Origin of the sequence: Streptomyces jumonjinensis (genome assembly GCF_009600885.1) — a bacterium.
Lineage (GTDB): Bacteria > Actinomycetota > Actinomycetes > Streptomycetales > Streptomycetaceae > Streptomyces > Streptomyces jumonjinensis.
The window spans coordinates 1-11,118 of record NZ_VCLA01000146.1; the positions used below are offsets into that span (position 1 = coordinate 1).

Genomic DNA, 11,118 nt, shown 5'->3' on the forward strand with positions numbered 1-11,118 from the left:
TCCGGAGTGAGAGGCTCCACTCCCCCGGGTGTTCCCGCGGGTGACTGCTGACCCTCCACGTAGACCTCCGGCTGCGGAATGGGAGACACCTCAACCACCTTGTGATGATTTCTTGGTATACGCCCTGTTCCGGTGCCCCAGTCGGGTGACTGCCACGACACCCGCACCCGATCCGCCGACACTCGGATGGATCACGGAATGTCACATCCGGTCACCAGAGAATCGGTGCCGTAAGCAGTCGTAAGCAGCCGTAAGCATCCGCGCAGAAACGATCGGCCCTCCTCCGCGAACGGGCCGCACCCAAGTGGCGGAGCTGGTACGGCCCCGGGAGCAGCCCCTATGATCGGCACACTTTCCCGATCTCTTCGCCCAAGTCCCCGACCCTTCCCGACCACATCTGTACGCCCCTGTACGACACAACTGCACTGCGGGAGTGAGCGGTGAGCGCAGCCTCCGAAGGAACAGGGCCCACGGGAATCGCCGTCCCCGGCAGGACCCGGCAGCGGATCACGGAGCGTAACGGCTGTTCCATCGGCGAACTGCGCGACCACAGTGCCGCGTTCACCGCGGCACAGCTCGCGATGGCCCTGGTCGACCAGGAGGGCCTGATCGTCACCGCCAATACGGCGCTGACCGCCCTGCTGGGCGAGGAGAGCGCGGAACTGCGCGGCGAGCCCGTGGCCGAGCTGCTCGATCTCGCCTCCGACCGCCGCGGCCGGCACGCGTACGGCGAGGTGCTGCGCGGACGGCGCTCGCGCTACCGCTGCACCCGGCGGCTCAAACACCCGGACGGACGGCCGCTCTGGGCCGAGGTCACCCTGGTGCCCCTGCCCGGGAGCCCGGGGGTGCTGCTCTCCGTCGCCGACGTCAGCGAGCGGCGCGAGCTGCGGGCGCGGCTGCGCCATCTCCAGATGCACGACACGGTCACCCGGCTGCCCAATCGCGCGCTGTTCTTCGAGCGGCTCACCGCCGCGCTGGAGTCCTCCGCGTACGACCACGGCTGCACCGGGCGGATCGGGCTCTGCTATCTCGATCTCGACGGCTTCAAGGCCATCAACGACACGCTCGGGCACCGGGTCGGCGACCGGCTGCTCGCCGCGGTCGCCGGGCGGCTGACCGAGTGCGCGGCCGACACCCGCCACACCGGCGGCGGCGGTCATCTGGTGGCCCGGCTCGGCGGCGACGAGTTCGCGGTGCTGGTGGAGGACTCCACCGGCGCGGAGCAGCTCGCCGATGTCGCCCGGTCCGCGCTGGAGGTGCTCCAGCGGCCGTTCGACCTCGACGGGCAGCGGCTGTCGGTGTCGGCGTCGATCGGGGTGGTCGAGCGGACCGTCGCGGGCACCACCGCGACGGGGCTGATGCAGGCCGCCGACACCACGCTGTACTGGGCGAAGGAGGACGGCAAAGCCCGCTGGACGTTCTTCGACCCGGAGCGCAACGCCCACCGGGTGACCCGCCAGGCCCTCGCCTCGACCCTGCGGCCCGCCGTGGAGCGCGGCGAGTTCGCCCTGGAGTACCAGCCGCTGGTGGGGCTCGCGGACGGGGTGACCCGGGGGGTGGAGGCGCTGGTGCGCTGGAACCACCCGCAGTTCGGCACGCTCACGCCGAATCGGTTCGTCTCGATCGCCGAGGAGGACGGCTCGATCGTCCAGCTGGGGCGGTGGGTGCTGCGCACCGCCTGCCGGCAGGCACGCCAGTGGCAGCGGGACCATCCGCACGCCCCGCCGCTCTTCATGAGCGTCAACATCGCCGTACGGCAGGTCTGGGACTCGGATCTGGTGGCGGATGTGGCGGAGATCCTGGCGGAGACCGGGCTCGCTCCCCGGCTGCTCCAGCTGGAGCTGACCGAGTCGGCGGTGATGGGCTCGGCGGGCCGCCCGCTCCAGGCGCTCCAGGCGCTCAGCGACATGGGGGTGCGGATCGCGATCGACGACTTCGGGACCGGGTACTCGAATCTGGCGTATCTCAGCCGGCTGCCGGTCTCGGTGCTGAAGCTGGACGGTTCGTTCGTCCGGGGCTTCCAGGACGAGGCGCATCCCAATCCGGCCGACGAGACGATCGTGGAGGCCATGGTGCAGCTCGCCCACCGGCTGGGGCTCACCGTCACCGCCGAGTGCGTGGAGACCTCCGGGCAGGCGGCCCGGCTGCGCCGGATCGGCTGTGACACCGGGCAGGGCTGGCTGTACTCACGGGCCGTGCCGCCGGACCGCATCGGCGAGATGATCGGCACGCCGCCGGCGGCCTGAGAACACCTGGCGCCGGGTAGCACTGAGCACCGCACGCAGCCGGAAAACCGCCGCACGCGTGAAAGCCGCCCCCGGCCGGAGAGTGGGCTTCCGGCCGGGGGCGGCGGTGTGGGGGGACTCAGCAGTCCGGTGGCCGATCCCTGTCAGCCGTGTGGGGCCGGCTGACAGGGATCACTGGGCCGGGACAGTGGTTCAGCAGGGGCCCTGGTCGCGCCAGACGCCCCACTGGCCCGTGGTGCCGGGCTCTTCGCCCTGGGTCCACCAGCCGGCTTTGTAGACCCGGCCCTTGTGGGACACGAGCGCGTTGGTGTTGTACGTGCCGCTCGCGGCCCAGGGGGTCGCCGTGCAGCCCGGCAGCGGCTCCGAGGGAGACGGGTTGGGGTTGCTGGGCGAGGGGTTGGGGTTGCTCGGAGACGGGTTCGGGTTGCTCGGCGAGGGGTCCGGGTTGCCCGGGGACGGACCGACCGCCGCGACGATCTCGTTGAGCAGCGTGGTCTTGTCGTCCAGGCCGATCAGGGAGTACAGCATCGCCCCGCCCAGACCGCGCTTGTGGGCGTAGTCGGCGCGGGCCTGGATCGCCCGCTTGTCGAGCCCGGTGAAGAACTCGCCGTCCTTGTAGAAGTACGCGGCCTTCGCCTCGTCGTCCCAGAACGTCGTCGCCGGGTTGTCGACGATGCCGCCGAGCTCCTTGTAGTTGGCGATGCCGGCCTGCTGGCTCAGCGGGCGCGGGGCGCTGCCGCCGTTGGCGGTTCCGCCGAGGCCGTTCTTGGCGCCGGCCGGGACGTTCTTCCAGCCCCGGTAGTACATCTCGTACCCGAGGGTGAGCTTCTTGGCCGGGAAGCCGCCCGTGATGCCGTAGGCCGGGCTGCCGTCGATCCACGCCTTCACCGCGTTGTCGATCGAGTACTTCTCGGTGCCCGGCTTGATCGGGTCGGTCGGGTCGGACGCCGGGGAGTAGAGCGGCGACTGGTGGTACGTCGGGCCGTCCTTGCGCCAGGAGCCGTGCATGTCGTACGTCATGATGTTCGCGTAGTCGAGGTACGCGCCCACCTTGTCCGTCTCGATGTACTTGATCTTGTCCTGGCCGGCCGGCATGGCGGCGGTCAGCAGGTACTTCTTGCCGCCGTTCGCCGCGCCGAACTCATCGAGCTGCTTGCGGAACTCGGCGAGCAGCAGGGTGAAGTTGGCCTTGTCCTCGGGGCCGACGTGGTTGCCGAGGTGGCCGCCGGAGGAGCCCGGGTACTCCCAGTCGATGTCGATGCCGTCGAAGATGCCGGCGGCCGAGCCGACGCCCCCGAAGCCGTCCGCGACGGGAAGGTCGCCCTTGAGGTACTGCTTGATGCAGGAGGAGACGAGCTTCTTGCGGCTGGCGTCGGTCTTGGCCGCGTCGTGGAAGTACTTGGAGAACGTCCAGCCGCCCAGCGAGATGTTGATCTTCAGCTTGGGGTACTTGACCTTCAGCTTCTTGAACTGGTTGAAGACGCCCGCGATCGGCTGGTCCCAGCGGTCGGCGACCCCGTCGACGCTGGTCTCCGCGTTGAAGGTCCGCTGGTAGTCGGCGTACGAGTCGCCCGCGCCGTCACCGGCGTTCGGGTTGTTGTCGTCGCCCGCGGCCTTGTTCGCCTGGAAGCAGGTCAGCTCGGTCGGGTGGATGTTGCCGAACGAGTAGTTGATGATGTCCAGCTTGCCCGCGATGCCGCGGGTGTCCAGGTGCTTGGGGTAGAAGGCGTTGCCGTAAACGCTCCACTGGTCGTAGTACGCGATCTTCACGCCGCCGGTGGTGGGGGTGGCAGCGGCGGCGTTCTCGGTGGACGAGGCGCTGGCCGTGCCGGTGGCGGCGAAGCCGGCCATGACGCTGGCGGCGAGCGCCGCCGTGGTCAAGGCCGCGATCAGGGGTCTGCGGGAGCTCACGAACAGCCTCCGAGTGGGGGGAGGAACGGGGGGTTCCTGGAACAGGAGTTGGTGAACACAGAGTGCGATCCGGCCATCGCTGCGTCAATGGTCCGAACCAAAAAGGGACTAGACCAATCTGAGCGAGAAACCGCTCGTCAGGGCCGCGCAGGCATAAGAAAACCGCCTGCCACCTTCGGTGACAAGCGGCTTAAGGACTCGTTAAGGGTATGTTGAACAAGCCATAGGAACTGTTCAGGAATAAACCACTTCAACAAGCCTCTTCCCGGGGCAAGTCGTAGGCGTCGGCGATGAGTTCGTACGAGCGCAGCCGGGCCTCGCCGCTGTGCGCGTTCGCCGTGATCATCAGCTCGTCGGCCCCGGTACGCCGCTGGAGGGCGTCGAGGCCCTCGCGTACCGCGTCCGGGGTCCCGTGGAAGATGTTGGCGAGCCAGCTCTCCACGAACTCCCGTTCCGGCGCGCTGAAGGGGTACGCCTCCGCCGCCTCGGGGGTGGGGATCAGCCCCGGGCGGCCGGTGCGCAGCCTCAGCATCGAGAGGGCGCCCGTGAGCACCTGCCGGCGGGCCTCGCGCTCGTCGTCGGCGGCGAGCGCGGCCACGCCGATCACGGCGTAGGGGGCGTCCAGCACGGCCGAGGGGCGGAAGGACTCCCGGTAGAGGCCGAGCGCGGGGAGGGTGTTGTGCGCGGAGAAGTGATGGGCGAAGGCGAAGGGCAGCCCGAGGACTCCGGCGAGGCGGGCGCTGAAGCCGGATGAGCCCAGCAGCCAGATCGGCGGGCGGGAGCGGGAGCCCTGGACGGGGCCGGGGACGGCGTGTATCCGGGCGTAGGGGTGGCCGTCGGGGAAGTCCCCGTCGAGGAACCGGGTCAGCTCGGCGAGCTGCTGGGGGAAGTCCTCGGCGCCCTCGGCGCCGCCGTCGGTGCGGCGCAGGGCGGCGGCGGTCGCGCCGTCCGTGCCGGGGGCGCGGCCGAGGCCGAGATCGATCCGGCCGGGGGCGAGGGCCTCCAGGGTGCCGAACTGCTCGGCGATCACCAGGGGGGCGTGGTTGGGGAGCATGACGCCCCCGGAGCCGAGGCGGATACGGCCGGTGCGGGCGGCCAGATGGGCGAGGATCACGGCCGGGGACGAGGAGGCCACGCCCGGCATGGAATGGTGCTCGGCGACCCAGTGGCGGTGGTAGCCACGGGCTTCGGCGAGCTGGGCTATGCCGACGCTGGTGCGGAGCGCCTCGGCGGCTGTGGCGCCCTCGCCGACGGTGACGAGGTCGAGCACGGACAGCGGGACGGGGGCGCTGCCGTGTGCGGTGCCTCGAATGGTTTCCACTGGTTCAGTCCTCCTGGGCATGAGGCAACGTACAACAGGAGTCAAGAGGAGGGTGTCTCCGCTTATTCCCGCCGCCCGCTCTCTCCTGCCCCCTGCCCTCCTGCCCCTGCCCCCTGCCCCCTGCCCTCTGCCCCTATGGCTGGTCCCGCTTCCTCCCGGGGCGCGGGGTGTGCGCCCGGGCGCGGGCCCGGGGTTCGGCGGCGGGCGCGGGCGCTTCGGCCGGTCTGGCGAAGAGCGCGCCCAGGTGCAGGGCCCAGGTGCGGCGGTCGGCGAGGCGGAGGCCCTCCCAGACGGTGACCTGGGTCGCCGTGAGGACGGGCTTGCCCACCAGGTCCTCAAGATCCGGCAGATGCGCCGCCGTGCGCAGGGCCGTGTCGGGGAGCAGCACCGCCTGAGCCGCGGGATGGTCGGCGGCCCCGGTCAGCTCCAGCAGCTCGGCCCGCCCCCAGCCCGCCGCCTCCGCCGCCGTGCGCACCCCGCTCGAACGGGACGCCACCACCTCGATGCCCGCCGTCCTGAGGAACTCCGTGAAGTGGGCCGTGATGTCCTGCGGATAGGTGGCGCCCACCGCGACCCGGCTCACCCCCAGCTTGCGCGCCGCGTGGACGAAGCCGAACGACGCGCTCGACGCGGGCAGCCCCGCGGCCCGCGCCAGCGTCCGGATCTGCTGATGGGCCCCCTCCCAGCCGTAGACGAAGCTGCCGCTGGCAGACGCCCACACCAGCGATTCCGCCCCCGCGAGCCGCAGCTCCGCGATCCCGGCGGCGAGCCGGTCCGCCGTGCCCGTCGCGAGCAGCGCGTCCACCCGCTGGGCGTCTTCGCCCGCGTCGGTGCGGACGACGGGCAGCCGGATGTCGCTGTCGAGCAGTACCTCCAGCCGGGGGTAGTCGTCCTCGGCGCGGCGCCCGGGGTACAGCAGTCCGACCGTGGTCATGTGCGGCCTTTCCGTTCATCCCTGCTCATCGGCCCCCGGGATGATCAGGTACCACCACAGGGCATGGCTCAAGCCTCCCGCGCAGACCCGTATGCCATCGGGGTGGCCGCGCGGCCATGGTTCCGGCTCGGCTCGGCTCCGAGCGGTGCGGCCAGCCCCCGTAAATCATGCCGCTGGCATATGCCTACGAGCTGCTTGCCAGCGTGCGGGAGTGGAGCACTCCGCATTCTCGCCAACCGCTGCCCCCGGGACCGCCCTTGGCCGCTATCGTGGTACGGATGCTGTGCGGTGACGACCTGCTAGGGGGAGACCGTGGCGCTGAAGCCGGAGCCGACCGCGCCGTTCCACTCGGTGCAGTATGTGCTGCGTGTACTGGAGACGGTCTCGCGGCACTCCAGCGGTGTCAGCGACGCTCAGATCGCCCGCGAGACCGGACTGCCCGCCGGCCATCTGGCTCCTCTGCTGGCGATGCTGCGCCGCGAGGGCTATGTGGAGCAGATCACGGACGGCGCGTATGTGATCGGTGACTCGCTGGTGCTGCTGGGCTCCGGGGCGAGCCGGCAGCACGCGCTGGAGGCCAAGCTCCAGGACACCCTGGCGGAGATCCGCGACTCGGTGGGCGCGGCGGTCTATCTCAGCCGTTATGTCGACGGCGAGGTCCGGATCACCCAGTACGCGGACGGCCCGCACACGCCCAAGGTCAACGAGTATGTGGACTTCCGCTTCGCGGCCCACGCCAGCGCGCTCGGCAAGTGCCTGCTGACCCAGCTCGACCGCAACGGACGCCGTGACCATCTGGCCCGGCACAAGATCACCCGCTTCACCTCGCGGACGATCACCAGCGAGAAGCTGCTCTTCTCCAAGCTGGACAGCCAGCCGCCGACGGTACCGATGCTCGATCTCCAGGAGTACGCGGTGGGCACGGTCTGCGCCGCGGTTCCGCTGACCGCCGGGGCGGCGGTGGGATGTCTCGCGCTCTCCCTGCCGATCGAGCACGCCCACCGGCTGCGCGCGGCGGCGGACAAGCTGAACCGCAAGGCCGCGCCGGTGGTGCTGTCGCTGGTGCTCTGATCCCCGGAGACCCCGGGACCGGAGCGCCCCCGGGGGTACCGCCGAGGGGTGTCGCCGGGGGGTGTCCGAAGCACTCGCCGGGACCAGGTAATATTTACCTCGTCAAGCGCCGCTAGCTCAGTTGGTTAGAGCAGCTGACTCTTAATCAGCGGGTCCGGGGTTCGAGTCCCTGGCGGCGCACAGAACACCCTCAGGGCGCTCCGGTCATCCGGAGCGCCCTGGAGGCGTTTCCCTGGCGTGCGAGACGGCTCCGCCTGCTGTGCGGGCCCCCCGTAACGCCACTGGGTGGGGCCGAGGACCCGGCTCAGGTCCCTCGGCCCCACCCGGCGATCCTGCCTCTGCGCTCTGCGGGTTCCACGGTCGTGGGTGTGACCGCGATCCCCGCACCGCCGCCGCGTCGTCCAGCCGGTCGAACGCGGTCGAACGTCAGAACTTGACGTCGGAGCAGGCGTAGAACGCGTTCGGGGTGTCGTGAACGGTCCACACCGCCAGCACCACTTGCTTGCCCGTGCGCTCAGGGAGCTTGCCGGAGTGCGAGAGCGTCGCCGGCGGCTGCTGCCCGTTGAACGGAACGGTCAGGAAGGGCTGCGACTCCAGCGAAGACCTGCTGAGCTTCTGGTTGGGGTTCCAGCCCTGCTTAGTGATGTAGTACTTGAAGTCGGTGGTGCGGTGACGCGCCGTGAACTTCCAGGTGAACGTCTGGTTCTGGCCCGACGAGACGGCGGTGGCGGGCCAGTTGCCGCCACGCGGGTCGTCCAGCTGGGAGAACTGGCCGTTGCCGCCCGAACAGATGGTGCCGTCCGCGGGGCCCTGGGACGGGAAGCCCTTGAGGCCCTCGACGCTCTGCGGCTCCCACTGAATGTTGCCGCAGCCGGTCACCGTGCCATTGGCACAGACCTTCTGGCGGCTGGGAAGCGGGGAGTCCGTGTATCCATGGCTGTTGGCGCTTCCGGTCGCGACCACGGTCGCGCCCGTCACGAGAAATCCGACAGCGGCGGCGGTAAACCTCTTGCGCATGCTTCGCTCCAAAAAACGTGGGGGAGTTCGGAGAGCCCTGCTACACGCGTGCAGATGGTGCTGAAGTGATAAAGGAGCGCTCCTTCCGCGCCCTTCAGGTCTAGACCAAGCACCAATGTATTGACGGAAGTTCACCATGTCCAGACCAATCTGAAACCTGCGCCGCGAGCCGCGGCCCCCTTCCCCTTATCCCGGAAGTCAATCCTCCAGATGGCTGCCGGACCTCTGCCGCCTGGCCTCGACCCCGATCGACCAGCAGGTTCGGCATCCTCCGCTTGCCTGTCTGGCACAACGGGAACCGTTGAGAACGAGCCTTTTCCCGCAGCCCAGTTGACTCTGACACCGATGTCGGGTCTGTATCACGCGGTATCGCGCCGCCGTATCGCGCCGTATCGCGCGGGAGCCGGACGGGCCCCCGGCCCGGCGCTCCGGCAAGGCGCTCCGACCAGGCGCTCCGACCAGGCGCTCCGACGGCCGGGACCGCCCGGGGTTCGGCGTCCCCTGCCCGCCGGCCCGCTCAGTCCTCCCACGCCCCCGCGCGCCCGGCGTAGAACGCCACCGTCAGATCCTTGACCAGCGCCTTGCGCTCGTAGTCGTCCAGCTCCACCAGCCCGCGCGCGGTTAGCCGGGTCACCGTGTCGTCCACCGCGTCGACCACCGAGGTGAGCACGCTGTCCCGGTGCTTGGCGTCGATCGCCGCGATCCTTCTGCGCTGCATCGCCGCCGCCACCTCCGGCGCGTACTCGATCCCCACCGGCTGCGCCGAGAAGATCTCGATGCCCACCGCCGCGCACTGCGCCGACAGCGTCCCGGTCAGCGCGTCCCCCACCGCCTCCGCGTCCCGCAGCGTCGGCGCGTCCTCATGGAAGGCGTCGGCGGGCAGCTGGGAGAGGACCCGCGCCATCGCCGACTCCACCTGCTCGCTCAGATACTCCTCGTGGTCCTCCACGCCGAGCACCGCCCGTGCCGTGTCCCGCACCCGCCACACCACCAGGACCACCACGCGCAGCGCGGTGCCGTCCGCGTCCACCGCGGGCATCGGGTCGCTGCGCCAGTGCCTCAGCCGTACGTCGACCCGGCGGCGCAGCAGCAGCGGGCTCAGCCAGAGCAGTCCCGCGCGCCGCACACTGCCCCGGTACTCGCCGAACTGGGTGAGCACCCAGACATGGCCCACCTGCCCGCGGCCGATCCCGCCGAGGGCGAAGAGGGCGATGAGCACCCCGAGCGCGACCAGACACCACAGGCCGAGGCCGATGCCGTGGTAGGGGTGGGCGGCCAGGCCGAGGACGCCCGCCGCCATCGCCGGGACCGCCCCCGCGCCCCAGAGCAGGGTGCCGATCCCGGCGAGCGCACAGGCCGCGGCGACCATCCCGGTCCAGCCGGGCAGTACGGCCCCGGGGCGCTCGACGAGACCGGGGTCGAGGGGCGGCGCGGGTGTCGGCGACGCGGCGGCGGGCGGCCGGGGGGCGGTGGGCCCGCGGCCGACCCTCGGCTGCTCCCCCGTGCCCTGCCGCCGGGCGACCACCGCGGGCCGGAGCGCGATGGGCGGGGAGCCGTTGTCGCGGAAGAGCAGATGCACCGGGATCTCGGTGGTCGCCTCCGGGGCGATCACCGGGGTGTGCCGCGGTGCGGCGGGCGGCGCGTCGCCGCCCTCCGGCTCCGATGTGGTGGTGTTCATGACCGCTTCCGCCTCCACTGTCGATTCCCTGTCCGGGACGCTGCCGCTGCCACCGCCGCTGCCGCCGCTGTCACAGCCGGCTCGGGGGGCTCGCGAGCCCCTCCCCGGTCCGGGCGAAGAGCCGTCGCCAGGTCTCCGGGCCCGGATAGCCGTCCGCCGCCCGGCCGCGCCAGCCCTGAGCACGCTGGAACGCCTCCGTCGCCCTGCGGTCCGCCTCACTCCAGCGCGGCCCCGGACCCGAGGCGTAGAAGCGGCCGTGGCCGCGTTTCACCAGCTGGGCGCCGAGGAGGGTGACATACGCGCTGGACCGGCCGGGCCGGAAGTGGCCGGGCCCGGGATACGCGGGGACGGACGCGAGCTCCGCCGCCGGGGCGGGCGGGGGGATGTCCCGGCCCGCGCCGGTCCGCAGCAGCCGCCAGGTCTCCGGGCCCGGATAGCCGTCCGCCGCCCGCCCCCGCCAGCCCTGCGCACGCTGGAACGCCTCCGTCGCCCTGCGGTCCGCCTCACTCCAGCGCGGCCCCGGACCCGAGGCGTAGAACCGCTTTCCGCCGCGCGCGACGAGCAGCTCGCCGAGCCGGGTGATCTCCGCGCCGTACGCGCCCGGCCCGAACCAGAACCCGGACGCTGCCGCTGCCGCTGCCGCGCCCATGCCGGCCGGGCCGGTCAGCCCCTGGTAGCGGTAGGCGACATAGCGGTCCGAGTTGTTCCAGTACGCCATGGGCGTGATCCGTTTACGGGTGTACGGCTTCGCCTGCTCGTAGGCGACATAGGCCGTGTGCGCGGCGTCGGCCCAGCCGCCGAAGATCGTGACGTGCGAGCCTCTCGTGGGGCTGGCGGGATCGTGGAAGAGCAGGATGTCGCCGGGCAGCAGTTCCTCGCGGGCGATACGGGTGGCGTACCGGGGGAGGACGCCCGTCCCCGCGTTCCCCGGCAGATTCCA

At 71.2% G+C, this 11,118-nt stretch carries 8 protein-coding genes and 1 tRNA gene; 3 read left to right on the plus strand and 6 right to left on the minus strand.

Annotation, left to right across the window (positions count from 1 at the left end):
* Positions 1-440 precede the first annotated feature (440 nt).
* On the plus strand, positions 441-2,246 hold the full coding sequence (locus FF041_RS18470; protein ID WP_323371561.1) for a putative bifunctional diguanylate cyclase/phosphodiesterase: 1,806 nt from the start codon (positions 441-443) through the stop codon (positions 2,244-2,246).
* Positions 2,247-2,438: 192 nt separating this feature from the next.
* Here the strand turns inward: FF041_RS18470 and FF041_RS18475 are convergent, their stop codons facing one another.
* From FF041_RS18475 to FF041_RS18485, 3 genes are all read right to left on the minus strand, one after another.
* Positions 2,439-4,157 carry a glycosyl hydrolase family 18 protein gene (locus tag FF041_RS18475; protein WP_323392081.1) on the minus strand — a complete coding sequence of 573 codons (1,719 nt, stop codon included), beginning with the start codon at positions 4,155-4,157 and terminating at the stop codon, positions 2,439-2,441.
* A 250-nt stretch (positions 4,158-4,407) separates the two neighbouring features.
* Complete coding sequence (locus tag FF041_RS18480; RefSeq protein ID WP_153523856.1) at positions 4,408-5,499, minus strand: LLM class flavin-dependent oxidoreductase; 1,092 nt, start codon at positions 5,497-5,499, stop codon at positions 4,408-4,410.
* 112 nt (positions 5,500-5,611) lie between these two features.
* Positions 5,612-6,412, minus strand: coding sequence for a maleate cis-trans isomerase family protein (locus FF041_RS18485; protein ID WP_153523857.1), 801 nt, complete (start codon positions 6,410-6,412; stop codon positions 5,612-5,614).
* Between the two features lie 312 nt (positions 6,413-6,724).
* Here FF041_RS18485 and FF041_RS18490 point away from each other — a divergent pair, with 312 nt between their 5' ends.
* Together FF041_RS18490 and FF041_RS18495 are read left to right on the plus strand one after the other, a co-directional pair.
* Complete coding sequence (locus tag FF041_RS18490; protein ID WP_323392083.1) at positions 6,725-7,483, plus strand: IclR family transcriptional regulator; 759 nt, start codon at positions 6,725-6,727, stop codon at positions 7,481-7,483.
* Between the two features lie 106 nt (positions 7,484-7,589).
* Positions 7,590-7,663, plus strand: a tRNA-Lys gene (locus FF041_RS18495).
* A 246-nt stretch (positions 7,664-7,909) separates the two neighbouring features.
* Here FF041_RS18495 and FF041_RS18500 read toward each other — a convergent pair.
* From FF041_RS18500 to FF041_RS37985, 3 genes are all read right to left on the minus strand, one after another.
* Entirely contained in the window at positions 7,910-8,500 is a 591-nt protein-coding gene (locus tag FF041_RS18500; RefSeq protein WP_153523858.1) for a lytic polysaccharide monooxygenase auxiliary activity family 9 protein, read from the minus strand.
* Positions 8,501-9,017: 517 nt separating this feature from the next.
* Positions 9,018-10,178, minus strand: a complete 1,161-nt coding sequence (locus FF041_RS18505) for an SPFH domain-containing protein (RefSeq protein ID WP_153523859.1) — start codon at positions 10,176-10,178, stop codon at positions 9,018-9,020.
* Positions 10,179-10,248: 70 nt separating this feature from the next.
* A partial coding sequence (locus FF041_RS37985; RefSeq protein ID WP_194292084.1) for a peptidoglycan-binding protein occupies positions 10,249-11,118 on the minus strand: 870 nt, incomplete at its 5' end.